Raw genomic sequence first — 26766 nt, 5'->3', positions numbered from 1 at the left:
GGCGGCCGGTGCCGGAGCGGGCGGCGGAGGCGGGGCCGGGGGTGCGGGCGGCGCAGCCGCAACGGTGGGCGCCGGCGGCGGGGGCACTGCGGGCGCGGCCTGCTGCTCGGTCGGGGCAGGAGGTGCCGGCGGCGGAGGCGGCGGCAACACGGCGGTTTCGGCCGGCGCATTGTTGGCCGTGGTGGTCGGCGAAGGTGCGGGCGGGGCTGGCGGAGCCGGAGGCGGCGCGACGGCGGGAGCGGCGGCCTGCTCGGCTGCGGGCGGCGCTGCGACGGGCGCGGGCGCCGGGGCAGGGCTCGCCGGTTGCTGCGGCTCGGTCCGGGCTTGCTGCGGCTGCTGTTTCGGCGCGGCGTTCGGATCGGTCTTGGTGTCGTTCTTGGTGTCGTTTTTGGCCTTCTTCGACTTCTCGCGGGTGTTGTCATACACGCCGGGGATCGACACAGTTCCGCGGTCGGGGTCGATGCGGATGGTGCGCCCGCCATATTCGAAGGTGTATTGCGCCTGAGCAGCGGTGCTTGCCAAAAGAAATGCGGCCAACGCCAACAGCTTCTTCATTTCGGTCTCCTGAGCAGGTGGTCCCCGCGTCGACGCTTACGCTCCGGCCCCGTCGCGTAGCGTGATCTAGATCACTTTCAAGCTATGAGTCGTCCTCCAGTCGCTCCTGGTTCAATGCCATCCGAACCCGCCAAGAGTTTGGCCGGCTCGTCCAATAGATGACTCTGTCGCGACAGGCCTAGTCGAACCAGGCGCCGTAGATCTTCCTGAAACTGCCGTCCTCCGTGGAGACATGGAGCCACTGGTCGACGAAGGCTTTCAGCGCGACATCGCGCTGCAGCCAGTAGGCCTTCTCGGAGAAGTCGAACGGCTTGTCCGGATGCACCGCGCAGAGCACGCCGGAATGCTGCTTCTGCTGATAGCGGGTCTCGGAGGCATCCGTCATCATCAAATCGGCATTGCCCTTGGCGATCTCGTCGAAGATCACGGTGTTGTCGGGGAAGACATTGATCTCGGCCTCCTTGATGTTGGCCCGCGCAAAGCGTTCATTGGTGCCGCCGGGATTGACGATGACGCGCGTGCCCTTCTTGTCGATGTCGGCGAGCGTCTGGTACTTGCCGACGTCGGCGCAGCGCGCGATCGGCGTCTTGCCCTCGCGCATGATCGGCGTCGAGAACAGGCCCTTCTTCTGGCGGTCGAGGGTGATGGAGACGCCGCCCATGGCGATGTCGAACTGATCGGCCTCAAAGTCCTTCATCAGCTTCGGCCAGGCCGTTTGCACGTATTCGACCTTGACGCCGAGCGCCTTGCCGAGGGCTTCCGCCATGTCGACATCGAATCCGGTGAATTTCTGCGTCGCCTTGTCGAGATAGGTGAAGGGCTTGTAGTCGCCGGTCATGCCGACGCGCAGCGTGCCGCGCTTCATGATGTCGTCGAGGCGCGAGGAGGCCGCCGGTTGCTGCGCATGGGCCACCGAGCACATCAGGAGGCCTGCGACCAGGCCGGCCAACATTCGAACGATCATCTCTTTTCCACCCCTGTCTGAACTGCCATCTTGTTCTTGCGGGTGCTGGATTTAAACCAGTTGTCCGCTGCAGGCGAGAGGGAATTGGAGCCTTGACGATATCGATCCACGAGGCGTCGGTCGGCATGTTCGTGCCGTTCCTGCGCAATCTGTCGGCGTTGCTCGACCATGCCGGTGCTTACGCCGAAACGCGCAAGATCGATCCGGCCGTGCTGCTCGATATGCGGCTCTATCCGAACATGTATGATCTGAGGCAGCAGGTCGGCGAAGCCATCCGTCACGCGGTGGTCGGCTCAGCCCTGCTGGCCGGCCGCGAGCCGATGGCCTTCCCTGATTCGAAACCCGATCTGACCGAACTGAAGGCGCGCATTGCGGCGGCGATCGCCTTCATCGAAGGCCTGCCGCGCGCGGAGATCGACGCGGCCGCCGACAAGGCCGTCGCCTTCCGCTTGAAGAGCGGCGTGGAGCTGCCCTTCACCGGGCGGTCGTTGCTACTGTCGTTCAGCGTCCCGCAATTCTTCTTTCACCTCACGACAGCCTACGACATCCTGCGGCACGCAGGCGTCGATCTCGTGAAGCGAGACTTTCTGGGAAAACGCTAAGCCTCGCCCTTGCGGACGAATTCGGCGAGCGCGCCGCGGCCGGAGATTTCACTGCGCAGCACTTCGAAACGGTGATGCGCTTCGGCCTCGCGCTCGTCGACCAGCCTGACCGCGGCTTCGCTCGACAAGGGCCCGCTGACGACAGGCGTGGAGTACTCGCCGATGGTCTCATGCACATAGAACTGGCCGTCGTCGCCGCGCTGTACGGTCCATTTGAAGCGCAGCGCCGCCATCGGCCCGGGGCCGACCTTGCTGTAGCCATCGGCATCCGACTGCTCGGGCGCCAGCGGCTGGGCGTCGACCACGATCTGCTCGTCGTCGAACAGCGGCGGTTCGTCGAATGACTGCTCGGGCGCGTCGGTCTGGACCGAGACCGGTTCGTCGAATGAGGGCAGCGGCGGCGGCACCGGCTCGGCCAAAATGGCCTGCACGTCGATCGCGGGCTCCTCGGCGTCGCGCGCGGGTTCCGGGCGTTCGAGAATGCTGGCGATGGCCGCCAGGGTGTGATCGGTCGGGTCGATATTTGACAAGGGTCCATCCTCCGCGAGGCCCGCGGCCGGCATATCTGTCCCACTGCCGGCGCGTCCGGACACATTACGCGCTTTCGATTAAGGCTGAGTTTGGGCCCGATTTGCGCCAAAATGGGACGCTTCCTGGCCTTACCGAGGCGGACGGCCGCGGAAGGGCCGTCCGCCGGGAAGCGGGATCGGTCAGCCCAGCACGTCCTGATTGATCACGTTGATCCGGATCGGATCGCCGTCCAGCACGCTCAAAATATTGCGCGCGGTCTGCTCGCTCATGCGATCGACGGCTTCCACGGTGACACCGGCGACATGCGGGGCCGTGATCACGTTGGGCAGCGCGAACAGGGCGTGCCCGACCGGCGGCGGCTCCTGCTCGAACACGTCGAGGCCGGCACCGGCGATCTTGCCGGAGATGAGCGCCGCATGCAGCGCCTTCTCGTCGACGATGCCGCCGCGCGCGGTGTTGACGAGATAGGCGGTCGGCTTCATCGCCCCGATCCGCGCGGCATTGAACATGCCCACGGTCTCCGGTGTCTTCGGGCAATGGATGGTGACGAAATCGGCGCGCGGCAGGGCGGCGTCGAGATCCGAGACCGGCTCGCAGCCGGCGGCCTTGATGTCGGCGGCAGCCTTGTAGGGATCGAACACCAGCACGTTCATTTCCATCGCCAGGCAGCGTTTTGCGGTGCGCGAGCCGATGCGGCCAAAACCGATGATCAGCACGGTCTTGCCGTAGAGGTCGAAGGGCAGCATGCCGAGCCGGCCGGCCCATTTGCCCTCGGTGACGCAGGCATGCATCTCCTGCGCGCGCTTGGCGAGCATCAGCATCATGAACAGCGCCTGCTCGGCGACCGAGGGGGAGTTCGCGGTGCCCGCGACCATCAGCGGCACCTTGCGGCGGGAGAGCGCCGGCACGTCGACCGCGTCGTAGCCGACGCCGATCCGCGTCACCACCTTCATGTCGCCGGATGCCTCGAGCTCAGGCTCGCCGAACTTGGTGGCACCCAGCGCCACGCCGTGAACGGGAGCGTGCTCTTTCAGCATGGTCTGGAAATCGGGCGCGGAGATCAGATTGGGGAATTCGACGAGCTCGATATCGTCCCGCTGGGTGAGAATGGCGCGCGCGCCCTTGGACAAAGTCTGCGTGACGAAAATCTTCTTCTTGTTGGTCGACATAATCCCCCGCGAAAATCCCTTAAGGTTCTTGTCCGGCCGTTACAGCACGATGCCGGTTGCCTCGTTTAGCAGGTGCATATTGTTGAGGTCCATCGCCAAACGCATGGGTGCCCCGTCCTGGGCGCCTGCATTGGGATTGACCCGGCCGCACACCGGCGCGCCCTCGAGCCCGAAATAGACCAGCGTCTCCATGCCCATCGGCTCGGTGACGTCGAGCACCGTATCGAACGTCTCGACGCCGGGCTCCAGATGCGCATGCGACTCCGAGATGTGCTCGGGGCGGATGCCGAGCAGCAGCTTGTCGGTGCGCGGCAACGTATTGTAGCGTGCCGCACGCGACGGCGGCAGCGCGAACGAGATGCGGTCGGTGATGCGGATGTTGAGCTTGCCGCCGTTGTCCTCGAGCCGGCACGGGATGAAGTTCATCGCCGGCGAACCGATGAAGCCGGCGACGAAGCGCGTCGCCGGCTTGTGATAGAGTTCATTGGGCGTGCCGATCTGCTCGATGCGGCCCTTGTTCATGACCACCACGCGGTCGGCCAGTGTCATGGCCTCGACCTGGTCATGGGTGACATAGACCGTGGTGGTGCGAACCTTCTGGTGCACCTTCTTGATCTCGATCCGCATCTGCACCCGCAGTTTGGCGTCGAGATTGGACAGCGGCTCGTCGAACAAAAAGACCTTCGGATTGCGTACGATGGCGCGGCCCATCGCGACGCGCTGGCGCTGGCCGCCGGAAAGCTGCTTTGGCTTGCGGTCGATGAGGTCGGTGATGTCGAGGAGGCGCGCGGCTTCCGTCACCCGCGCCTTGATCTCGGCCTTCGGATAGTGCTTCAGCCGCAGGCCGAACGACATGTTCTCCGCGACCGTCATGTGCGGATAGAGCGCGTAGTTCTGGAACACCATCGCGATGTCGCGATCCTTCGGCGGTACGTCATTGACGACGTCGCCGCCGATCATGATGTCGCCGTCGGTGATGTCCTCGAGTCCTGCGATCATGCGCAGCGTCGTGGACTTGCCGCAGCCGGACGGTCCGACCAGCACGATGAACTCATGGTCTGCGATGTCGAGATCGATGCCGCGCACCGCCTCGACGTCGTCGTAACGCTTGACCACCTTCCGTAACGCAACGTCAGCCATGAGAATCAACCCTTTGTCGCGCCGGCGGTCAGGCCGGCAATGTAGTAGTCCATCAGGAAGGCGTAGATGATGAGCGGAGGCGCCGCGCCGAGCAGGGCGCCGGTCATGATCTGCCCCCAGTTGAAGACGTCACCCTTGATCAGCGAGGTGATGATCCCGACCGGCAGCACGAGCTGGTCCACAGATGTCGTGAACACCAGCGGATACAGGAACTGTGCCCAGGAGACGGTGAAGGCGAAGATGGTCGCGGCGATCAGGCCGGGGAGCGCCACGGGGATGAAGATCCGCGTCAGCGTCTGAAGCCAGGATGCGCCGTCGATGAGGGCGGCTTCGTCGAGCTCCTTCGGGATCGAGGCGAAATAGCCGATCATGATCCAGGTGCAGAACGGCACGGTCAGTGTCGGATAGATGAACAGCAGCACGTACCATCGGTTGAGCAGCGTGATGCCGGTCCATTCCTGCACGGTCGCCAGCATCTTGAACAGCGGGATGAACAGCAGGCTGTCCGGGATCAGGTAGGTGAGGAATACGCCGGTGGCGAGCGTCGCCGAGCCCCAGAACTTCATCCGCGCCAGCGCAAACGCTGCGGGAACGCTGATCAGCATCGTGACGATGACGACCATGATCGCCACCATGGACGAGTTCCAGAAGAAGCGCAGGAACTGGTTCGATGTCAGAAGCTCGACATAATTTGATAGCGTCGGATGGAAGACCCACCAGGGGTTTGTCGCGGCCGAAATTTCTGCACTGCTCTTGAGTGACGTGATCAGCATGTAGAGCGGCGGCGTCAGAAAGAAGATCGCAAACAGCACCAGGAAAAAGTAGGACCAGCGGAGCGCCCAGGTGCGGTCGCGGCTCATGCTGCCGAGCTTTACCTTGCGGGTCGGGCCGCTCTTGTCGATTGCAAGTGTACTCATCAGGCTTCGTTCCCACGTTTGTTGACATCGCGCAGGATGAAGATCGCCGCGATCGCGAGGATCGGCACCATGAACAGGGAGACGCTGGCGCCCAACGGAATGTCGCTGCCCTCGATGCCGACCTTGAAGGCCCAGGTCGCGAAGATGTGGGTCCGGTCCAGCGGCCCGCCCGACGTCAGGATGCGGACGATGTCGAAATTGGCGAAGGTCACGATCAGCGAGAACAGCGTGGTGATGGCGATGATGTTGCGCATCATCGGTAGCGTGACATACCAGATCCGCTGCCACCAATTGGCGCCGTCGATGGCCGCGGCCTCGTAGAGCTGCTCCGGTACTGATTTCAACGCGGCAAGGTACATGATCAGGAAGAATGGCGCGCCGTACCAGACGTTCACAAGGATGACGGAAAAACGAGCCCAGGCGGTGTCACCGAGCCAGTTGACGGGGCCAATGCCGAAGAAGGACAGCGTGTAGTTGAAGGCGCTGTAGGACGGGTCGAACAGCCACAGCCAGGCGAGCGTGCTCATGGCCGGCGGGATCACCCAGGGCACCAGCAGCATGCCGCGCCATTTGCGTTGCTTCTTGCCCGGGATGTTATGGACGAAATGGGCGACGATGAAGCCGATCAGCGCCTTGAAGAACACGGCGGTCACGGCGAAGATGCAGGACTGCTTCACCACCATCCAGAACGTGTCGCGCTTGAACAGGAAGGTGAAGTTGCCGAAGCCGACGAATTTCTGCATCGACTTGTTCAGCGTGGCGAGATGGATGGAATAGACGGCGGGATAGAGCACGAGCAGCGCGATAAGGATAATCAGCGGCAGTGTCAGCATGAACGCAACTGTCGATTTCCGTCCCAGCGCATTGCGGAGACTGTTGCGTTTGCGTGTGCTCGCCGCGCGAACTACACGACCTTGCTCAACAACGACGTCGGCCATGACGTGGGCTTTCATTAGGAGATGTCGAATGAGCAGCCGGCCTGATCGGTCGGCTCTTTTGGGCTAGGCTGAAGGAAATCCGGAGTGCCGCGGCGGCTCACGCTTGGAGGCGTGAACCGCCCGGCACACACCCGGCTAGCTTCGCATGAAGCCTTCGCACTCGCCCTCGGCCCAGGCCAGTGTTGCTTCCATCTTCTCGCCCTGCGCGTAACGCAGCGCCATCTTGGTCAGCGTCGCCTGGAAGTAGATCTGCTGTGCGATCTTTGGCGGTGCCGGAGACGCCGCGATCGACAGCGTCTGATGGTTGTACGGATTCGGGTAGTGGTAGAGCGTCCCCTTCGGGGGCCCTTCCTCCTGCCAGGTCTTTAGCGTCGTCATATTGGCATAGGCGGGCAGATCGTAGCCGCCGCTCGCGGCCACGAACTTTGCGATCGATGCCGGCTGCGAGAGGTGAGTGAGCAGGCTCTTGGCCGCTTCCTTGTTCTTGCTGAAGCTCCAGAGACCCCAGAAGTAGGGGAGGAACGGCGCAAAGCGACCCTTCGGCCCGGACGGGAAGCCGTGCGTCCAGCATTGCTCGGCAACTTGCGGCGCGTCGCGTCGGGCGACCGCCCAGGCGCTCGGCGGATTCATGATTAGTGCGCCACGGCCCGAGATCAGCCATTTGTTGTTCGAGGCGTCATCCCAGGACGGAGCGTCCGGCGGCAGGAAGGCGATCAATTTCTTGTAGTATTCGAGGGCCTGTCGAACGGCATCGGTCTTGATCGTGACTTCGCCTTTCCCGTTGACCAGCTCGGCGCCGAAGGACTGGAAGATCGCGCCGGCCGTATCGACGCTGTCGGTGGTTTCGCCGAGCCCGATACCGAACGGGGAGCCGCCCTTCTGGCAGGCCTCGGCCGCCTTCAGGAACGTATCCAGCGTCCAGTTGTCCGCCTTTGGCGGCGCGCCTGCTGGATACATTTCCTGGACATCGATGCCGGCGAGCTTCTTCATCAGATCGATGCGGGAACAGGGCCCCTTGATCTGGCTGCCCGGGGTCGCGGGAATGGCGAGCCATTTGCCGCCGGACTGTCCGAGATATTTGACGGTGCCGTTGACGTCTCCGTTCTGCTTGATGAGCGGCTCCATGACGTCATTGAGCGGCTCGAGATTCTCGGAATAGGCGTGTGGCCACCACGTCGGCATCTGCAAGATATCGTGGCCGGATTTCGCTTGCGCTTCCGCAGCTACGGTCAACTGGATCTTGTTGTTGTTGCTGGTGATGTAGTCGATGGAGACCTCGACCTTCTCCTTCGCGGCCCATTCATTGACGAGATCGGTGGAAGCCTTGTTGGCGTCGGGGACCCAATGGTCCCAGAAGCCGATCGAGAGCTTGCCCGCAGCGTAGGCACCGCGCACATAGGGCGCGGTGATCAGGGCCGCGGAGGACATCGCAGTTGCAGCAACAAATTGTCGTCGCGTCAGTTTCTTGCGTGACATCTCGTTTCCTCGCTCTGGTTGTTTATTGTTTGCTCTTCTTCGGTACCGTTCCTTGGTTCTTGTTTTTCGTGCCGGTTCTTGTTTTTCGTGCCATCGCCTCGCGCGGCCGGTCACGTGAGGCGCGGAGAATTGGTAGCGCGATCAGAGCAGAATTGATCGCGTCTGTCGAGAAATCCAAATCGCGCGCATCTAGAACTAACGTTGTGTGCAAACACGCGGCGATGTCGCCGGCGTCGGTGAACCACAGCGCATCCTTTTGCGACGCACACAGTGGGTGCGACTTCCGGGCCGATGATGTCTACGCAATTACGCCGCAGTTTCGAATAAGCCTTCATAACCGCTTCGCCCGAAACGCTTTTCAGGCGTGGACAGGTTGGTGCATGGCGCGACACGTGCCTAGACCTGGGCGCGGCGGCAAAGTTAAGGTTCCGACCCGGCAGACTCCTGCCAGCACCGATTCCAATCAGACCGGCCAATCGACGATGGAGACGAGAATGATCAACCCGACGCAGCGCTCGCCGCTTCGCCTGCGACGCTGGTTCGCGCTCGGGTCAACGCTGGCGCTGTTGCTGGGCGCGGCCGCCGTCGCCAATGCGCAAGGTCTGGTCAAGGGCGTGCAGGAGGGCGCGGCGGCCGGCAACAAGGCGGCCGGTCCCGTCGGCGGCGTGCTGGGCGGTGCTATCGGCGGCGTGGTCGGTGTGTTCACCGGCGTGCTCGGGGTTGGCAACAACAACCAGGCGCCGGCCGGCAAGGATGCCAAGGATTCAAGCAAGGATTCGAGCAAGGACGCCAAGGGCAAGAACGCGGACGCCAAGAACTCGAAGGATGGCTCGAAGGATGGCGCGAAGGACGGCGCCAAGGAAGGGACCAAGGACAAGAAGAGCGCCAAGGCGTCAAAGGACAAGGGCGGCAAGGACAAGGACGTGACCGTCCTGACCCAGAACGGCGCGCCCCAGGTCACGCCCGAGCAGCTCGTCGCCAACAGCGACGCCTATATCGATCGCATCAAGACCGAGCTGAACCTCACGCCCGACCAGGAGAAGCACTGGTTCGGCTTCTCCAGCGCCATGCACTACCTCGGACATAATGGTGCGGAGCGGCTCAACCTGCGCGTGGCGCGTGCCAAGCGCGATCCGCCCGACGACATCATCGAGCAGATGCGCAACGAGGCCCAGTTCCTGATCGACCGCGCCGCCGATCAGCGCAGTGTCGCCGACGCCGCCGAACCGCTGTTCACCAGCCTCGACGACAAGCAGAAGCAGGTTTTCATCCAGGAGATGGTCCGGCTCAGCCACGAGCGCGGGCTCGACTAGTCGTGAGCTTGAGCGGGCCGTGCCGCGAATAGCCGGGCCACCTTGCCCTGGGGTAGGTGGAAGGCTCAGCGCCCGGCTATCCTGCCGCAGCGGCGCGGCTCGCTCAATTCGTCACGGGAACTTGAAGAAAAGCGGACCGGATCGCGCCTGACTTATGGCCGACTCGCGGCCTTGTCGGGAACCGGCGCATTCTTTGCGCCGCATCGCACAACGCCTGCAACTCGGCCGCATGCAATTTGTTTAGGCAAATCTGACTATCGTTGCCCGAACGAGGCAGAATGCGGATGGACGACAAGCGCAAGCACCCGCGTGTCGAGATCGAAGAGCTCGCCTATGTATCGTCAGGCGGCTCGGTGATGAGCTGCGTGGTCCGCAACATCTCGGCCGCCGGTGCGGCCATCGACGTCGACAATCCCGCCTTCGTTCCGCAACGCTTCCTCCTGGTCCTGGCGAAGGATTCCTCCGTGCACGAATGCCGCGTGATCTGGATCGAGAAGAACCGGATCGGGCTTGCCTTCGTCGAGGGGAAGGGCGCGCGCTGACGCCCGCCGCGAATTTACTGCGCTGGGCGAGGTCGATGGTGCTAGCGTAGCGCCATGACTCCGGAACCTGCCACGATTTGCCTGGGGTGCTGGCAGAACCTGCACATGCCGATCCCCTTGCGCGGGCCGTTGTCGGCGCCGTTCCGGTTGTTCGGCATCAGGCCGAGCCGCATGAACCCGAACACCTGCACCATCTGCGAGATGGCGTTCTCGCGTGTCATGAAGGCCCGCGCCGTCACCATCGACGCGACGATCATGTTTGCGGATCTGCGCGGCTATACGGCCTTGACCCAGACGCTGGCGCAGGCCGAGCTGACCTCGCTGCTCGATGCCTTCTACGACGACTGCGCGGCCGCGATCTGGCGCTACGACGGCCTCCTCAACAAGACGATCGGCGATGCCGTGTTCGCGATCTTCAATTTCCCGGTGAAGCAGGCCGATCATGCGGTGCAGGCGCTGCTTGCCGCCCGCGACATCCAGGACCGCTTTGCCGGCAGGCGCGAGGAGCTCGCGCGTGCCATCGGTGCCGACGGCCACGAGCTCGGCATCGGGATCGGCGTCGACACCGGAGAAACCAATTTTGGCGAGTTCGGCCAAACCCACCGCGATCTGACGGCAGTCGGCACGGTCGTGAACCGTGCGGCGCGCGCGCAGGCTGCCGCAGGACCCGGCGAGATCATGGTGACGCAGGCGGTGAAGGACCGCACCGGGGATATGGTCGGCTCGACCGGCCGCGAGCACACCCTCAAAGGCTTTCAGCAGCCGGTAACCCTGTTCGTTGCCTGAGCCACAAACACGAATGGCCGCCGGAGGGCGGCCATTCGATGGATTGGCTTGCAAGCGCTCAGGCGATGAAGGCGCTCAGATCGACGCCCGCGGCCATCACGCCGAAGGACGCAACCAGGCCGACGCAGCAGAACAGCAGCAGCGTCTTGAACGACTGGTCGATCGAACGGGATTCAACGGCGGCCGGCATCGCGGCGAGAGAAACCATGCTCATGTCAGTACCCCCCTTTGTTGTCCCTGAATTGCATCAGGTGAGGGAACTCTTAGAGCAAAAAGTTTGACGCGAGCTTGCCGGGGATCCTTAACGGAATCGCAACGGGCATCGGGACTTACGGTCGTACCGGTGCACCGCAAACGAGGCGCATGCGCCTAGTTGCGCTTCGCAGCCAAGACCGTGGCGATGGTTTGCGCCGTCATCGCGGCCCGATCCGAGGCGCGCTGCGCGGCCAGCTTGTCTCGGGCCTTTTCGGCGATCAGGATCTCGATCAACGCTTTTCGGCTGTCATCATCGACTGCTTCGCGAAGCAGTTGGTGATAACGATGATAGTCAAACCCGATGTCCGGTTTACGCATGCAACGCCCCCGCACGCACGACTGAGCAAGTCTTGCTCAACCCGGGGCGGTCGGCAAGATGGAACTCACGTTAAGGGACGCATTGATTAAAATGAGCTGTGAATTGAGTGGCCGCTAGGCGCTGAACCATGGCGCCGTTCACGCCGCGTGGTGGTCGGCAAATGCCTTGAGGCCCTCGAAGCTCGCATCCGGCTTCACGACCAGGCTGGTCGGGATGTTGTGCAGGTAGAACTCGAAGTTGCCCTTGGCTTCGAACCGGTTGCGGAAGTCGGACGCGGCGAGGAATTTTGGAAAGCGCGGCACGATACCGCCGGCGATATAGACGCCGCCACGTGCGCAAAAAGTCAGCGCAAGGTTGCCGGCGACGGATCCGAGCAAGCCGCAGAACATCTCGAGCGCGGCATGGCTGAGCCTGCAGCTTCCATCGAGGGCCGCGGTCGTGATCCCGGCGGCGTCGCGGTTCGGCGCCGGCACGCCCTCGACCTCGGCAATCGCCTCGTAGAGATGTTGCAGGCCCGCGCCCGACAATGCGCCCCGCTCGATGGAGACGTGACCAAAGCGCCGGCGCAGCCGGTCGACCACCTTCTCCTCGCGCTCGGTTTCCGGGGGCAGGGTGGCGTGACCGGCCTCGGTGATCACGGCGATGCGGGCGCCGTTGCGTTCGACGAGGCAGGAGGTTCCGAAGCCCGTTCCGGGACCGAGCACCAGCAGCGGGGCGCCCGGCACGCCGGCCTTGCCGCCGAGCGGAAGCAGGTCGGCCGGCTGCAGCGACGGCAGCGACCAGGCCAGCACCTCGAAATCGTTGAGCACATGGACCGTGTCGAAGCCGAAGGTCTGCTTCAGGTCGGTGCCGTCGATGATCCAGGGGCTGTTGGTCATGACGCAGCGATTGTTCTCGACCGGACCGGCGACCCCGAGCACGGCCGTCCTGACCGGCTCGGTGAGGGCGCGGCGCGCCAGCACATCGGCGACCGCATCCCTGACGGTCGGAAAGTCCGCGACCTTGACGTAGGTGACGGCTCCGACAGCCCCATCTTCGACCAGCGCGAAGCGTGCATTGGTACCGCCGATGTCGGCGAGCAGGGCGTAACCTCTCGTCTTGCCGTCACTCATTCCCGTTCAGAACCCCTCGGCTGCGTGTCAGCGCGCCTCCGTCGCATAGCATCGGCCGGATGCCTTGTGAATCCAATTGGAAATCCGCCGATCGCGGGGACAACGCCGGTCACGCCGAAGCGTTGCGCCGACCTGGCTCGGTTCTGCCTATTGATGCAGCACAAGGACGCATGCCGGCCGGTCGGCCAATTTGGCGGGGGAGGCGGTTGCGAAGCAGCACGGGAAGATCGACATTGCAGGTGCCGGCTGTTGGCAATGAGGACGACGGATGACGATTTCGGATCAGGACGTTTTGCTCGTGATCGACGTCCAGAACGACTTTTGCACCGGCGGGGCCCTGGCTGTCCCCGGCGGCGAAAGGGTCGTGCCCGCCATCAACCGCATCGCGCAAGGATTCGCCAATGTGGTGCTGACGCAGGACTGGCATCCCGGCGACCACGTGTCCTTTGCCGCCAATCACACCAGCAAGCAGCCGTTCGAGACCGTCGAGCTGGACTACGGCACCCAGGTGCTGTGGCCGACGCATTGCGTGCAGGGATCGCCGGGTGCCGAATTCCACCGCGACCTGGAGGTCACGAGGCCGAACCTGGTGGTGCGCAAGGGATTCCGCCGCGGCATCGATTCCTATTCGGCCTTCTACGAGAACGACCGCACGACGCCGACCGGGCTGCTCGGATATCTGCGCGAGCGCGAGCTGAAGAGGGTGTTCGTCGCCGGCCTCGCGCTCGATTTCTGCGTCCGCTACTCGGCCGAGGACGCCCGCAAGGCGGGGTTCGAGGTCGCCGTCATCGAGGACGCCTGCCGCGGCATCGATCTTGGCGGCTCGGTCGCCGCGACCCATCAGAGCTTCAAGGCGCTCGGCATTCCCGCGTTGAGCTTTGAGGCGTTGTTGTGAACCTTTGAGGCACGGCTTGGTACGACAGACCGACAAACCCACACCGGAACCGGGCCAGGAGCCACACGACGCTCTGTTGTGGCCGTTCGAAGCCGCCAGGCTCGCAATGGATTCCTGGCGCTGGTGGCTCGACCGCGGCACGCCGGAGCCGAACGAGTCGGCGCTTGCCTGGACCACCGCCAACACCGTTGCACTCGAACTGCCCACGATGCGGCTGCGCGATTGCTCGACGCGGCAGGTCGGGACGCCCGTCCTGGTCTGCGCGCCCTATGCGCTGCACCGGGCCTTGATCGCCGATTTTGCGCCCGGGCACAGCGTCGTGCAGTCGCTGCAACGCGGAGGTGTCGATCGCATCTATCTGACTGACTGGCGCTCGGCGTCGTCAGACATGCGCTATCTCTCGATCGATAGCTATCTCGGCGACCTCAACGTCGCCATCGACGAGATCGGCGCGCCGGTCGACCTCGTCGGCCTGTGCCAGGGCGGCTGGCTGTCGCTGCTCTATGCGGCGCGCTTTCCGGCCAAAGTGCGCCGGCTCGTGCTGGTCGGTGCGCCCGTCGACCTCTCGATCGAGTCGTCGTTGTCGCAGCTCGCACGCAACGCGCCCGGTGTCGTGTACGACCAGCTCGTGGCACGCGGCGGCGGCAATGTCAGCGGCGAGGAGATGTTGCGGTTCTGGTCGCGCAAGTTGACCCCGCACGATATCGCGGTGGCCTTGCAACGGAGCCTGTCGGACGCGGGCGGGCCGGAGCTGCTCGAACGTTTCGAGCGCTGGAACGCCGAAACGCTGAACCTGCCCGGCACCTACTATCTTCAGATCGTCAACTGGATCTTTCGCGAGAACCGGATCGTGGCGGGCGGATTCACCGCGCTCGGACGCAAGGTCGATCTCAGGGACGTCAAAGCGCCGCTCTTCCTGCTCGCCGGTCTCGACGACGAGGTGGTGCCGGCGGTGCAGGCGCTGGCGACCGCCCATCTCGTGGGCACGCCGCCGGCCCTGATCGCCGCGGCATCCGAGCCCAGCGATCATCTCGGCCTGTTCATGGGGGCCCGAACGCATGCGCATGCGTGGCCGCGGATTGCGGAATGGCTGCGGGCCGAGCTGCCGGGCGTGCTCGCGCGTCGCGCCTGAACAATCGTCGGCCTCACGTCCCCACCCTTGATCAGGGTCAAGTCCTTCCGCTCGTCAGCCGCCATAGACTGTGCGCGCTATGAAACTAAGATCGCTTCTCGTCGCAACCGTACTGGCTGTCGCATCGCTATCGCGGGCGGCGGGACAGGCTGAGCCGCGCGACGGCAAAGTGTCGGAACTCATGGTCGCCATGCAGTTCCAGCACATCAAATTGTGGTCCGCCGGTCGCCTCGGCAATTGGCCGCTCGCCGCTTACGAATTCGATCAGATCGAAGCCGGGCTGCGCCGCACGGCGACGCCTGCCGGCGGCGTCGATCAAGGCACCGTGCAGGCCCTGCGCAGCGCCATCGACGCCAGGGATGTCGCGCGCTTCACAAAAGCCTATGGCGATCTGACCAACGCCTGCAATGCCTGCCACCGCGCTGAGGGACGCGGCTTCATCACCCTGCAGGTGCCGACGTCGCAGCCCTTCACCGATCAGCTCTTCGTCGACCAGATCGCCGAGGCGCGGGGGCTCGCGCGATCGATCTGCGGCAATTGCCATCTGGTGTCCGACAGGCCGAATGAGCAGCCGGATTCGCGCTTCCCGGCGCCAAGCTTCCCCGATCTGGCAAAAAGCGCGTCGTTCTCCGCCGACAGCCTCAGACAGCTCCTCACCTCGGGTCACCGCTTTCTCGGACCGAACCGGAACATGCCCAATCCACGGCTCGCCAGCCACCAGGTCGAGGAAATCGTCGCCTTGTTCGAAACGATGCGATCTGCACCGCCCCGTTAGCTCGTCCCTCCCTGCCAAAAGAACGGCCGCCGGACTGGTTTGTCGCGGCGGCCGGAAGTGGAGAGAGGATGTTTAGCAAATTCATCAAGCATGACGGCGAATGGGGTGCATTGACCGGCGTCAATCGGCTAAGAATGGGTCGCAACTGGTGCCGGCTGAGGCTGGCCCGACATATCGAATAAAAGGCCCTGGGTTTGATGAGTTTCCACTCGATCTACCGCCATGGATTTGCCCGCGTGGCGGCCTGCGTAACCACCTCGCATGTGGCCGACCCCTCGTCCAATGCGGAGGCCGTGCTGACGGCGGCCAATGCCTGCCACGATCAGTCGGTGGCGGTCGCCGTGTTTCCAGAACTCTGCCTGGCGGGCTATGCGATCGAGGATCTCGTCAAGCAGGATCCGCTGCTCGATGCGGTGGAGCGGGGGCTTGCCACGATCGTCGAGGCGTCAGCCGCGCTGATGACGGTGCTGATCGTCGGTGCGCCGCTGCGCTTCGGTGCCCGCATCTACAATTGCGCCGTCGTGATCCATCGCGGCCGCGTGCTCGGCGTCGTGCCCAAGACCTACCTGCCGACCTATCGCGAATTCTATGAGGGGCGGCACTTCGGTTCCGGCGCCGGGATCGTTAGCGAGACGATCGCGATCGGCGCGCTGCGCGCGTCGTTCGGCACCGACCTGCTGTTCGAGGCCGAGGACGTCGCGGGGCTGACGATCGGCGTCGAGATTTGCGAGGACATGTGGATCCCGGTCACGCCGGCCTCCGAGCTGGCGCTGGCCGGTGCGAGCGTTCTGATCAATCTCTCTGGCAGCCCGATCACGATCGGCCGCGCCCGCTCGCGCGCGCTGCTGTGCCAGTCGACGTCCGCGCGGTGCCTTGCTGCCTATGTCTATTCCGCTGCGGGCGCCGGCGAATCCACCACCGATCTTGCCTGGGACGGCCAGACCTCGATCTACGAGAACGGCGAACTCTTGGCCGAGGGCGAGCGCTTCCGGCAGGGCGGCCAGATGACGCTTGCCGATATCGATCTCGACCTGCTGCGGCAGGAGCGAGCGATGATGGGCACGTTCGACGACAACCGCCGGCAGCGCGAGCCGATGTTCCGCAAAGTGACGTTTGCGCTGAAGCCGCCGACGACCGACATCGGCTTCCTGCGCAAGATCGAGCGCTTCCCCTTCGTGCCGAGCGACGAGAGCCTGTTGGAGCAGGATTGCTACGAGGCCTACAACATCCAGGTCGCCGGCCTCGTGCAGCGCATGCGCGCGACGGGAACCAAGCGCGTCGTGATCGGGGTCTCCGGCGGTCTCGATTCCACCCACGCCCTGATCGTCGCCGCCAAGGCGGTCGATCTGCTCGGTCTGCCCCGCAGCAACATTCTTGCCTACACCATGCCGGGCTTTGCCACCGGCAGCGAGAGCAAGACCTATGCGCTCGCCTTGATGAAGTCGCTGGAGACGACCTGGCAGGAACTCGACATCCGCACGACAGCAACGCAGATGCTCAAAGACATCGGCCATCCCTTCGGGAAGGGCGAGCCCGTCTACGACATCACCTTCGAGAACGTGCAGGCGGGTTTGCGAACCGACTATCTGTTTCGCCTCGCCAATCATCACGGTGGCATCGTCATCGGCACCGGCGACCTGTCGGAACTGGCGCTCGGCTGGTGCACGTATGGCGTCGGTGACCAGATGGCGCATTACAACGTCAATGCCGGCGTGCCGAAGACGCTGATCCAGCATTTGATCCGCTGGGTGATCGCATCGAAACAGTTCGGCGACGACGTCAATCGCACCTTGGGATCGATCCTGATGGCGGAGATTTCGCCCGAGCTCGTTCCGGCCAAGCCTGGCGAGAAGCCGCAGAGCACGGAGGCTTCGATCGGGCCCTATGAGCTGCAGGACTTCAACCTGTTCTACACGCTGCGCTACGGGATGCGTCCGTCCAAGATCGCCTTCATGGCGCTGCATGCCTGGCGCGACGTCGCAGGTGGCGAATGGCCGCCGGCATTCCCGAATGACCGCCGCCGCGCCTATGCGCTCGCCGACATCAGCCACTGGCTCGACGTGTTCCTGCGCCGCTTCTTCGCCTTCAGCCAGTTCAAGCGCTCGGCAATGCCGAACGGCCCGAAGGTCTCGTCAGGCGGCTCGCTGTCGCCGCGCGGCGACTGGCGCGCGCCGTCGGATTCGAGCGCGGCCGCCTGGCTCGAGGACCTCGAACGCAACGTGCCGAAATGAGGGAGATGGGCTGATGTCGGCCGGGGACGCGCCGGACACGAACGATCACAACAACGTCGTCAACGGCCTCTATCTCTTCGAGATCGAGATGCGCGACGGCAAGCGCGGGCAGGCCAGGGGCGTGGTCGTGCTGTCCGATGGCCGCATCATGGGCGGCGACAGCTTCTTCTACTATACCGGCCATTACACCTTCCGGAACGGCAAGTGGCGCGGCGAGATGACGGTCAATCAGCACACCGAAGCCGTCGGCAAGACGCTGGCGTTCGGGGGCAGGGAGGTCACCTGCGGATTCTCCGGCGACTATTCGGCCGGTGGCGCCGAGGTCGACGGCATGGCGCTGGTCGGCAAGACCAGCGTGACGTTTACCGCGAAGCTGACACTGAAGGATCCGATCTAGCAACAACGCAGTCTGAAAACGACTTCGCGCCGCGCGGCTCAGCCAGCCGCGCGGCGCGATGTCGTTTGCTTCAGAAGAAAGCGCGAGGTCCGGAGTGCCTAGGAGTCCGGACCTCGCAACTTTACCCCGCCCCATATTGCCCCAGCCCACCAGTCCAGCCCCATGAGATCCCCCAACCCCATGATGCCGATCGGAAAGGTGATGCTTGTCGTGCCGCCGATCGATGCGCCGGGGATACGCGAAGTCGGATAGGAATTCTATCCGCGACATTACGGAGAAACTGCATTTGCAGACCGCGTTGCGCCCAACGATGCGGCATCTTCGGATGTCCACATCTCGTTCCGCGATAGGAACTCGCATTTCACTGGCCTGTCATTGAACTGGTTTAGCGCTGCCTTGTCCGCGATGGCCAAGGAGAAAAGAACATGTCGGCTGCGCTGCCCGTGCTGGGCGCTGCTCTTTCCATCAAGTCGATCGCCGCGCATCGCGACTGGCTGCTGGAACGCCAGCGCGATCTCGAGATCCAGGATTTCTTCCGCGCCGACCTGCTCGATAACGACTGGCGCACGACCGCCGGCGAAATCAAGCAGATGCTTGCGGGTCATACTGGCCGGCTCGGCATCCACGGCCCGTTCTGGGGTTTCAAGATCGACAGCCACGATCCCATGATCCGGCAGGCGATCACCAAGCGGCTGCTGCAGGGATTGGACGCCGCCGAGTTCCTCGGCGCGACCCAGATGGTGATCCATTCGCCATTCACGACGTGGGATCATAACAATCTCGATCTCTATCCCGATAATCGCGGCAATCTGGTCGAGCGGGTGAAGGCGACGCTGGCCGAAGTGATTGCGCGGGCCGAACGGATCGGCTGCGAGATCGTCATCGAGAACATCGAGGACAAGGATCCGCGCGACCGCGTCCGGCTCGCAAAGTCGCTCGACAGCGCAAAAGTCCGCGTCTCCCTCGACACCGGTCATGCCAATTACGCCCACATCTCCACCGGCGCGCCGCCGGTCGACTACTACGTCGAAACCGCTGGCGACATGCTCACGCACGTCCACCTCCAGGACACCGACGGTTTCGCGGACCGTCATTGGGCGCCGGGTGAGGGCAACATTCCCTGGATCGCCGTGTTCCGCGCGCTCGGCCGGCTTACGTCGAACCCGCGCCTGATCCTCGAACTCCGCAACCACGACGACGTCCGCAAAGGTGCCGCGCATCTGACGTCGCTTGGCCTCGCCGAATAAGCATCAAGAACAATCCAGATTGGGGTCTCCGTCATGAACAAGCTCACCCGCCGCACATCCTCAAGACCGGCGCCGCCGGCGCCGGCCTGCTGGCGCTGCCGCGCTTTGCCATCGCGCAAGGCGACAACCGCCCGTCCGTCACCATCGCCGTCCAGAAGGTGACCAATTCCAACGTGCTCGACGTGCTGCGCGAGCAGTCCAATGTCGGCGAGCGCGTGTTCTTCTCCTCGATCTGGGAGGGCCTGATCTCGAAGAATTTCCGCGGCAATCTCGAAGCCGTGCCGGGGCTTGCCACCGAATGGCGCCGCATCGACGACCAGACCGTCGAGGTGAAGCTGCGCCAGGGCGTCAAGTTCCACAATGGCGACGAACTGACCTCCGAGGACGTTGTCTTCACCTTCAGCCGCGAGCGCATGTTCGGCGAGACCGAGGCCAAGAGCCGCACCACCATCAAGGCGTTCGAGAAGATCCCGACGCCGCGGCCCGGCAAAGAACTGCCGCCGGACGTGCCGGCCGTCGCACGCCGCATCTGGCCGGACCTCGTCCGCGTCGAGGCCGTCGACAAGTACACGGTGCGCTTCTACAACGCGACGCCCGACGTCACGATCGAAGGCCGCCTGTCGCGCTACGGCTCCGACATCATGAACCGCCGCGCCTGGGAAGAGTCTCCGAGCTATCTCGACTGGGCGCGCAAGCCTGTTACCACGGGGCCCTACAGGATCGTCGAGCTCAAGCCCGACGTCTCGCTGACGCTGGAAGCCCACGACGAATATTGGGGCGGCCGTCCGCCGCTCAAGCGCATCCGTTTCCTCGAAGTGCCTGAAGTGGCGAGCCGCATCAACGGGCTGCTGTCGGGCGAATATCAGTTCGCCTGCGACATCCCGCCGGATCAGATCGCCGGCATCGAGAAAAACGCGGCGTTCGAAGTGCAGGGCGGCACCATCCTCAATCACCGCCTGACCGTATTCGACAAGAACCACGCCGTGCTCGCCAATCCTCTCGTGCGGCGCGCCTTCACCCACGCGATCGACCGCCAGGCGATCGTTGACAGCCTGTGGGCCGGGCGCACGCGCGTGCCGAAGGGGCTGCAGTGGGAGTTTTACGGCGACATGTTCATCGCCGACTGGAGCGTGCCGGTCTTTGATCCCAAGCTCGCGCAGGATTTGCTGAAGCAGGCCAACTACAAGGGCGATCCGATTCCGTACCGCCTGCTCAACAACTACTACACCAACCAGGTCGCAACCGCGCAGATCCTGGTCGAGATGTGGAAGTCGGTTGGCCTCAACGTGCAGATCGAGACCAAGGAAAACTGGTCCCAGATCATGGAACGCGCGCCGACCCGCGCCGTGCGCGACTGGTCGAACTCGGCCGCGTTCAACGACCCCGTGTCGTCGCTGGTCGCCCAGCACGGCCCGAACGGCCAGCAGCAGCAAATTGGCGAGTGGACCAATCCCGAGCTGAACACGCTGTCGGAGTTGCTGGAGACCTCAACCGATCGCGCGAAACGCAAGCAGGCGTTCCGCCGCATGCTCGAGATCGCCGAGCGCGAGGATCCCGCCTACACCGTGCTGCATCAGAACGCGACGTTTACGGCCAAGCCGAAGTCGATCAAGTGGAAGGCCTCGCCGGCCTTTGCGATGGACTTCCGCAGCGGCAATTTCGAGGCGTGAGGTGATGTCGCCACTGGTCAGCATCGAGGGGCTGAGCGTCGCCTTCAACGGCGTGCCCGTCCTGCATGGCGTCGATCTCACCCTGCAGACGGGCGAGGCCATCGGCCTCGTCGGCGAATCCGGCTCCGGCAAGTCGGTGACCTGGCTTGCCGCGCTCGGTCTGCTGCCGCGGCATGCCCGCGTCGCGGGCTCGGTGCGGCTCGACGGGCGCGAGATCCTCGGCGCGCCGCAGGCGTCGCTCGATCAGGTCCGGGGCGGGCGGGTCGCCATGATCTTCCAGGATCCGGCGAGCGCGCTCAATCCGGTCCTGACCATCCGCAGGCAGCTCTGCGAAACGCTGGCGCTGCACCGTGGTCTCTCGGGCGACGCCGTGAAGGCGGAAGCGAAGCGCCTGCTCGATCTCGTCGGCATTCCCGACGCCGAGCGGCGCCTGTCGGCCTATCCGCACGAATTCTCCGGCGGCCAAGTCCAGCGCATCATGATTGCAATGGCCTTGGCAGGTCAACCAGACCTGCTGGTTGCGGACGAGCCGACCACCGCGCTCGACGCCACCATTCAGGCACAGATCCTCGAACTGCTGTCGCAGGTTCGTCGTGAGACAGGCATGGCGATGGTGCTGATCAGCCACGACCTCGGCGTCGTCGCCGAGAATTGCGATCGTGTCGCCGTGATGTATGCCGGCCGTATCGTCGAGCAGGCACCGTCAGCGCATCTCTTTGCCGATCCCTGGCATCCCTATGCCCAAGGCCTGATCGGTGCGCTGCCGCCGCTCGATGGCCCACGCCGGCGGCTCACCGCCATTCCGGGCACGGTGCCCGATCCCCAGAAGATGCCAGGCGGCTGTTCTTTCGCGCCGCGTTGCGGGCTGGTCGAGCAGGCCTGTCTGCGCGCAGCACCGCGGCTTGCCCCGTTGGGCGACGGGCGTACGGTTGCCTGTGTCAACGCCGAAGCTTCGCGCAAGGCGTTGCTTGGGATCGCGGCTGAATGAGCGCTCTCGTGCGGGTATCAACCGTCTCGCGGACCTACACCATGCGCGCCGGGCTATTTGGCCGCACGGTGGATGTCCACGCCGTCGACGGCGTGTCGCTTTCGATTCCGAAAGGCGAGACGTTGGGGCTCGTCGGCGAATCCGGGTCGGGCAAATCGACCACCGGTCGCATCGTGCTCGGGCTCGAGCCGCCCGATCGCGGCGAAGTCCGTTTCGACGGGGCGCCGATCGCGAAACTCGCGACGCCGCAATGGCGCATGCAGCGCGCTCGCATGCAGATGATCTTTCAGGATCCGCTCGGCGCGTTGGACCGCCGTCTGCCGGTCGCCGCGCAAATCCGCGAACCGCTCGACATTCACGGCATCGGCACGCCGGCCGAGCGCGAGGCGCGCGTGAGGGAGTTGCTGCGCTCCGTCGAGCTGACCGAGCAGCATGGCATCCGCTATCCCGGCGCGCTCTCGGGCGGGCAGCGCCAGCGTGTCGTGCTGGCGCGGGCGCTGGCGACGTGGCCGGATTTTCTGGTGTGCGACGAGCCGGTCAGCGCGCTCGACGTCTCGATCCAGGCGCAGGTGGTCAATCTGCTCACTGACCTCCAGGCGCAGCTGTCGCTGACCATGCTGTTCATCAGCCACGATCTGCGCGTCGTGCGCCAGATCAGCAACTTTGTTGCCGTGATGTATCTCGGGCGAATCGTCGAATATGGCAGCGCCGACGATCTGTTTGCGCGGCCAGAGCATCCCTATACGCAGGCGCTGGTCTCTGCCTCGCCGGCACCCGGCCGCCGCAGCGCGGGCCGGGTCGTTCTCTCAGGCGATCCGCCCAACCCGGCCGCGCGTCCCGCAGGCTGCGCCTTCCATCCGCGATGCCCGCGCGCCATCGCGCGCTGCAGGAACGAGGTGCCGCAGCTTGCGTCGATCGCGGGCGACCGCCAGGTGGCCTGCCATCTCGTCGGGGGATCGCAAGTCCACAGCCGGGACGCGGCGTGATGGTGCGTTTCTTCGCGATTCGCATTTTTCGCGCGCTGCTGACGATCGTGCTCGTCGTCACCTTCGCCTTCGTCGTGCTGCGTCTCTCCGGCGATCCCGCGCTGATGATCATGGGACCGGAGGCGCCGCCGGAAGTCATCGCAGCGTTCCGAAAGGCCTGGGGCCTCGATGATCCCATCTGGATGCAATATGTCGATTACTTCGGCGCCATCGCCAAGGGCGAGCTCGGTCGCTCCATGCGCGACGGACGTCCCGCGATCGCTTTGGTGCTGGAGCGCATCCCCGCAACCTTGATGCTGACCTTGCCGGCTCTAGTCTTCAAGGTCGGCATCGGCATCCCCGGTGGCATTTATGCGGCGCTCCATCGCGGTTCGGCCATCGACCGCGTGGTGATGATCACCGCGGTCGCCGGCTTCACGGTGCCGGGTTTCGTGCTCGCGCTGGTCCTGGTGCTCGTCTTTGCCGTGCAGCTCGGCTGGTTGCCATCGGGCGGGCAGGAGAGCTGGCGTCACGCCATTCTCCCGGTCGCAACGCTTGGCCTTGGCGGCGCCGCAGTGCTGGCGCGTTTCACCCGGAGCGCGATGCTGGAGGTGCTGGGCCAGCCCTATATCCGCACCGCCTCAGCCAAGGGCGTGCCGTGGCGCATGGTGGTGACCTCGCACGCGCTGCCGAACGCGGCGATCCCGACCGTGACGATCCTCGGCTTCATGGTGGGAACGCTGATCGCAGGCGCGGTGGTGGTCGAGAGCGTGTTTGCCTGGCCTGGAGTAGGGCGGCTGCTGGTCGTGGCGGTGGCGAACCGCGACCTCGCGGTCGTGCAGTGCATTTTGCTGCTCGTCGCCATGACCATGGTCTCCTCCAACCTGATCGTCGACTTCCTCTACGGCTTCCTCGATCCGCGCCTGCGCGCGAAGGGAGCACAGGCATGACCGACGCGACCCTCAAGGACATCGCCGCCGGCCGGCGCCTCGCTCTTCCAAAAATTCCGGTCTCCGTCGCCATCGCGGCCAGCTGGATCATCGCCATGCTGCTGCTGGCCATCTTCGCCGAGAAGATCACGCCGTATGGCTTTACCCAGCTCGACCTGCGCAACCGGCTGGCCGCGCCCGGCAATGCCGCGCACTGGCTCGGCACCGATGAGCTCGGCCGCGACGTGCTGTCCCGGCTGCTGGTGTCCATCCGCATCTCGCTGCTGATCGCGTTCGGCGCCACGGCGATCTCGACCGTGGTCGGCACGCTGCTCGGTTTCCTTGCCGCACATTTTCGCGGGATCGTCGAGCAGTTCGTGCTGATGCTCGCGGATTTTCAGGCCAGCATGCCGTTCCTGATCCTGGCGCTCGCCGTGCTCGCCTTCTTCGGCAATTCGCTGACGCTGCTGGTCGGCCTGATGGGCCTGTTCGGCTGGGAGCGCTACGCCCGCATCGCGCGGGGGCTCGCGATCTCGGCCAATGCACAGGGTTATGCGGCCGCGGTCCGGCAGCTCGGCGCCACGCCGTCGCGGGTCTACTTGCGGCACATCCTGCCGAACATCGCCTCGACCCTGATCGTGTCGACGACGCTGGTCTTCCCCGAGGTGATCCTGCTCGAATCCGGCCTGTCCTTCCTCGGCCTCGGCGTACAGCCGCCGATGACCAGCCTCGGCAACATGGTCGGCTATGGCCGCGAATATTTGACGCGGGCGCCCTGGATCATGCTGGCGCCGGCCGCGACCATCGTGGTGACGACGCTGTCGGTCTCCGTGATCGGCGACTGGCTGCGTGACCGGCTCGATCCGACCCTCCAGTAGCCCGCGCCGGGAGCAGAGGAGCCCTGTCCGGCCCAAGTTCCCGTTGCACCGGCCTGTTCCCTGCGCTATCCGGCCACAAAGGCCTGAGGCGGCTTCTGAATTCTTCCGCCGGGTCCAGCCAAACCAAGGACGGAAACCGCCATGCCAGCCTACCGCTCCCGCACCACCACCCACGGCCGCAACATGGCGGGCGCGCGCGGCCTCTGGCGCGCGACGGGGATGAAGGACGGCGACTTTGGCAAGCCGATCATCGCTGTCGTCAACTCCTTCACGCAATTCGTGCCCGGCCACGTCCATCTCAAGGACCTCGGCCAGCTCGTGGCGCGCGAGATCGAGCAGGCCGGCGGCGTGGCAAAAGAGTTCAACACCATCGCGGTCGACGATGGCATCGCCATGGGCCATGACGGCATGCTCTACAGCCTGCCGTCGCGCGAATTGATCGCCGACAGCGTCGAGTACATGGTCAACGCGCACTGCGCCGACGGCATGGTCTGCATCTCCAATTGCGACAAGATCACGCCCGGCATGCTGATGGCCGCGCTGCGACTCAACATCCCCGCCGTGTTCGTCTCAGGCGGGCCGATGGAGGCCGGCAAGGTCAAGCTGCACGGCAAGACCCATGCGGTCGACCTGATCGACGCGATGGTCGCGGCCGCCGACTCCAAGGTCAGCGACGAGGACGTCAAGGTGATCGAGCGCTCGGCGTGCCCGACCTGCGGCTCCTGCTCGGGCATGTTCACGGCCAATTCGATGAACTGCCTGACCGAAGCGCTAGGCCTCGCGCTGCCCGGCAACGGCTCGGTGGTCGCAACCCATGCCGACCGCAAGCGGCTGTTCGTCGAGGCCGGCCACACCATCGTCGACATCGTGCGCCGCTACTATGAGCAGGACGACGCCTCGGTGCTGCCGCGCAACATCGCGAACTTCACCGCCTTCGAGAACGCGATGACGCTGGATATCGCGATGGGCGGCTCGACCAACACCGTGCTGCATCTGCTCGCCGCCGCCCATGAAGGCGAGGTCAAGTTCACCATGCAGGATATCGACCGCCTGTCTCGCCGTGTGCCCGTGCTCTGCAAGGTCGCCCCGTCGGTTGCCGACGTCCATGTCGAGGACGTGCACCGCGCCGGCGGCATCATGGGCATTCTGGGCGAGCTCGACCGCGCCGGCCTGATCGACACCTCGGTCTCGACCGTGCATGCGCCGACCATGAAGGACGCGCTTGAGCGCTGGGACATCAAGCGCTCCAGGAGCGAGGCGGTGCGCACCTTCTATCGCGCCTCGCCCGGCGGCATCCCGACCCAGGTCGCCTTCAGCCAGGAGCGCCGCTACGACGAGCTCGACACCGACCGCGAGAAGGGCGTGGTGCGCGATCTCGAACATGCCTTCAGCAAGGACGGCGGTCTCGCCGTGCTCTACGGCAACCTCGCGCAGGACGGTTGCATCGTGAAGACCGCCGGCGTCGATGCCTCGATCCTGAAATTCTCAGGCCCCGCGCATGTGTTCGAAAGCCAGGACGCCGCCGTCGACGGCATTCTGGGCGGCAAGGTCACGGCCGGCGAGATCGTCGTCATCATCTATGAGGGCCCGCGTGGCGGCCCCGGCATGCAGGAGATGCTCTATCCCACGAGCTATCTGAAGTCGAAGGGCCTCGGCAAAGCCTGCGCGCTCGTCACCGACGGCCGCTTCTCCGGCGGCTCGTCGGGCCTGTCGATCGGGCATCTGTCGCCGGAAGCCGCCGAAGGCGGCAATATCGGCCTCGTGCGCTCCGGGGATCGCATCTCCATCGACATCCCGAACCGCAGCATCACGCTCGATGTGTCCGACGAGGAGCTCGCAAAACGCCGTGCAGCGGAGGAGGCGAAGGGCGATGCCGCCTGGCAGCCCGCCGCGCGCAAGCGCAACGTCTCGACCGCGCTGCAGGCCTACGCCGCACTCACCACCAGCGCCGCACGCGGTGCGGTGCGCGAGGTGAAGCGTCGGACGAATTGAGCGACACTGCTTCCGCATCGTCATGGCCGGGCTTGTCCCGGCCATCCA

The 26766-nt window shown here is 64.7% G+C and carries 25 protein-coding genes and 2 pseudogenes; 16 read left to right on the top strand and 11 right to left on the bottom strand.

The genetic code is table 11. From position 1 onward, the window contains the following. Window positions 1-555: pseudogene (locus tag C2U70_RS13840) on the bottom strand (DUF2147 domain-containing protein); the annotation flags it as partial. Between the two features lie 178 nt (window positions 556-733). Then, window positions 734-1519 carry a transporter substrate-binding domain-containing protein gene (locus C2U70_RS13835; protein ID WP_140978639.1) on the bottom strand — a complete coding sequence of 262 codons (786 nt, stop codon included), beginning with the start codon at window positions 1517-1519 and terminating at the stop codon, window positions 734-736. Window positions 1520-1623: 104 nt separating this feature from the next. Here C2U70_RS13835 and C2U70_RS13830 point away from each other — a divergent pair, with 104 nt between their 5' ends. Continuing rightward, window positions 1624-2121, top strand: coding sequence for a DUF1993 domain-containing protein (locus C2U70_RS13830; RefSeq protein WP_140978644.1), 498 nt, complete (start codon window positions 1624-1626; stop codon window positions 2119-2121). Here C2U70_RS13830 and C2U70_RS13825 read toward each other — a convergent pair. From C2U70_RS13825 to C2U70_RS13800, 6 genes are all read right to left on the bottom strand, one after another. Further along, window positions 2118-2651, bottom strand: coding sequence for a hypothetical protein (locus C2U70_RS13825; protein ID WP_140978637.1), 534 nt, complete (start codon window positions 2649-2651; stop codon window positions 2118-2120). The two genes, C2U70_RS13830 and C2U70_RS13825, sit on opposite strands and share 4 nt — an antisense overlap. A 180-nt stretch (window positions 2652-2831) precedes the next feature. Beyond that, window positions 2832-3821, bottom strand: coding sequence for a hydroxyacid dehydrogenase (locus C2U70_RS13820; protein WP_140978635.1), 990 nt, complete (start codon window positions 3819-3821; stop codon window positions 2832-2834). A gap of 39 nt (window positions 3822-3860) precedes the next feature. Then, the gene (locus C2U70_RS13815; protein ID WP_140978633.1) at window positions 3861-4961 is read right to left on the bottom strand and encodes an ABC transporter ATP-binding protein; all 1101 of its coding nucleotides are present in this window, start codon (window positions 4959-4961) and stop codon (window positions 3861-3863) included. Between the two features lie 5 nt (window positions 4962-4966). Beyond that, window positions 4967-5878 (bottom strand): carbohydrate ABC transporter permease, encoded by a 912-nt coding sequence (locus tag C2U70_RS13810; protein ID WP_140978631.1) that lies wholly within the window; start codon window positions 5876-5878, stop codon window positions 4967-4969. Then, window positions 5878-6816 carry a carbohydrate ABC transporter permease gene (locus C2U70_RS13805; RefSeq protein WP_140978629.1) on the bottom strand — a complete coding sequence of 313 codons (939 nt, stop codon included), beginning with the start codon at window positions 6814-6816 and terminating at the stop codon, window positions 5878-5880. The genes C2U70_RS13810 and C2U70_RS13805 overlap by 1 nt, the downstream gene beginning before the upstream one ends. A 135-nt stretch (window positions 6817-6951) precedes the next feature. Then, a complete protein-coding gene (locus tag C2U70_RS13800) occupies window positions 6952-8292 on the bottom strand; it encodes an ABC transporter substrate-binding protein (protein ID WP_140978627.1) in 1341 nt (446 codons plus the stop codon). A 494-nt stretch (window positions 8293-8786) separates the two neighbouring features. On the opposite strand from C2U70_RS13800, the gene C2U70_RS13795 reads away from it, so the two are divergent. From C2U70_RS13795 to C2U70_RS13785, 3 genes are all read left to right on the top strand, one after another. After that, entirely contained in the window at window positions 8787-9605 is an 819-nt protein-coding gene (locus C2U70_RS13795) for a Spy/CpxP family protein refolding chaperone (RefSeq protein WP_186294245.1), read from the top strand. Window positions 9606-9883: 278 nt separating this feature from the next. Further along, window positions 9884-10147 carry a PilZ domain-containing protein gene (locus tag C2U70_RS13790; protein ID WP_246666748.1) on the top strand — a complete coding sequence of 88 codons (264 nt, stop codon included), beginning with the start codon at window positions 9884-9886 and terminating at the stop codon, window positions 10145-10147. A gap of 54 nt (window positions 10148-10201) precedes the next feature. Then, on the top strand, window positions 10202-10933 hold the full coding sequence (locus tag C2U70_RS13785) for an adenylate/guanylate cyclase domain-containing protein (protein WP_140978623.1): 732 nt from the start codon (window positions 10202-10204) through the stop codon (window positions 10931-10933). 58 nt (window positions 10934-10991) lie between these two features. Here the strand turns inward: C2U70_RS13785 and C2U70_RS33005 are convergent, their stop codons facing one another. From C2U70_RS33005 to glk, 3 genes are all read right to left on the bottom strand, one after another. After that, entirely contained in the window at window positions 10992-11147 is a 156-nt protein-coding gene (locus C2U70_RS33005; RefSeq protein ID WP_186294244.1) for a hypothetical protein, read from the bottom strand. 155 nt (window positions 11148-11302) lie between these two features. Beyond that, complete coding sequence (locus C2U70_RS13780) at window positions 11303-11506, bottom strand: hypothetical protein (protein ID WP_140978621.1); 204 nt, start codon at window positions 11504-11506, stop codon at window positions 11303-11305. 138 nt (window positions 11507-11644) lie between these two features. Continuing rightward, window positions 11645-12619: a glucokinase gene (gene glk, locus C2U70_RS13775; RefSeq protein WP_140978619.1), complete on the bottom strand. Its 975-nt coding sequence runs from the start codon at window positions 12617-12619 to the stop codon at window positions 11645-11647. A 268-nt stretch (window positions 12620-12887) separates the two neighbouring features. On the opposite strand from glk, the gene pncA reads away from it, so the two are divergent. From pncA to ilvD, 12 genes and pseudogenes are all read left to right on the top strand, one after another. Continuing rightward, the gene (pncA, locus tag C2U70_RS13770) at window positions 12888-13514 is read left to right on the top strand and encodes a bifunctional nicotinamidase/pyrazinamidase (RefSeq protein WP_140978617.1); all 627 of its coding nucleotides are present in this window, start codon (window positions 12888-12890) and stop codon (window positions 13512-13514) included. Between the two features lie 106 nt (window positions 13515-13620). After that, window positions 13621-14646 carry an alpha/beta fold hydrolase gene (locus C2U70_RS13765; RefSeq protein ID WP_140978641.1) on the top strand — a complete coding sequence of 342 codons (1026 nt, stop codon included), beginning with the start codon at window positions 13621-13623 and terminating at the stop codon, window positions 14644-14646. Between the two features lie 169 nt (window positions 14647-14815). Then, window positions 14816-15421, top strand: a complete 606-nt coding sequence (locus C2U70_RS13760; RefSeq protein WP_140978615.1) for a hypothetical protein — start codon at window positions 14816-14818, stop codon at window positions 15419-15421. 197 nt (window positions 15422-15618) lie between these two features. Then, window positions 15619-17652: an NAD(+) synthase gene (locus C2U70_RS13755; RefSeq protein ID WP_140978612.1), complete on the top strand. Its 2034-nt coding sequence runs from the start codon at window positions 15619-15621 to the stop codon at window positions 17650-17652. Between the two features lie 13 nt (window positions 17653-17665). Further along, window positions 17666-18049 (top strand): GrlR family regulatory protein, encoded by a 384-nt coding sequence (locus C2U70_RS13750; protein ID WP_140978610.1) that lies wholly within the window; start codon window positions 17666-17668, stop codon window positions 18047-18049. A gap of 425 nt (window positions 18050-18474) precedes the next feature. After that, window positions 18475-19296: a sugar phosphate isomerase/epimerase family protein gene (locus C2U70_RS13745; protein WP_140978608.1), complete on the top strand. Its 822-nt coding sequence runs from the start codon at window positions 18475-18477 to the stop codon at window positions 19294-19296. Between the two features lie 33 nt (window positions 19297-19329). Continuing rightward, window positions 19330-20966 (top strand): annotated as a pseudogene (locus tag C2U70_RS13740) (ABC transporter substrate-binding protein). Window positions 20967-20970: 4 nt separating this feature from the next. After that, window positions 20971-21954 (top strand): ABC transporter ATP-binding protein, encoded by a 984-nt coding sequence (locus tag C2U70_RS13735; protein ID WP_140978606.1) that lies wholly within the window; start codon window positions 20971-20973, stop codon window positions 21952-21954. Next, window positions 21951-22940, top strand: a complete 990-nt coding sequence (locus tag C2U70_RS13730; protein WP_140978604.1) for an ABC transporter ATP-binding protein — start codon at window positions 21951-21953, stop codon at window positions 22938-22940. The genes C2U70_RS13735 and C2U70_RS13730 overlap by 4 nt, the downstream gene beginning before the upstream one ends. After that, window positions 22940-23869 (top strand): ABC transporter permease, encoded by a 930-nt coding sequence (locus C2U70_RS13725; RefSeq protein WP_186294243.1) that lies wholly within the window; start codon window positions 22940-22942, stop codon window positions 23867-23869. The genes C2U70_RS13730 and C2U70_RS13725 overlap by 1 nt, the downstream gene beginning before the upstream one ends. Then, complete coding sequence (locus C2U70_RS13720; protein ID WP_140978600.1) at window positions 23866-24726, top strand: ABC transporter permease; 861 nt, start codon at window positions 23866-23868, stop codon at window positions 24724-24726. The genes C2U70_RS13725 and C2U70_RS13720 overlap by 4 nt, the downstream gene beginning before the upstream one ends. A 141-nt stretch (window positions 24727-24867) precedes the next feature. Continuing rightward, window positions 24868-26718, top strand: a complete 1851-nt coding sequence (gene ilvD, locus C2U70_RS13715; protein WP_140978598.1) for a dihydroxy-acid dehydratase — start codon at window positions 24868-24870, stop codon at window positions 26716-26718. The last annotated feature ends 48 nt before the right edge of the window (window positions 26719-26766 follow it).

It is taken from the genome of Bradyrhizobium guangdongense (assembly GCF_006483445.1).
GTDB classification, from domain to species: domain Bacteria; phylum Pseudomonadota; class Alphaproteobacteria; order Rhizobiales; family Xanthobacteraceae; genus Bradyrhizobium; species Bradyrhizobium guangdongense_A.
The sequence above is the reverse complement of the archived record's forward strand: the minus strand, read 5'-3'. Positions and strand labels throughout refer to the sequence as shown.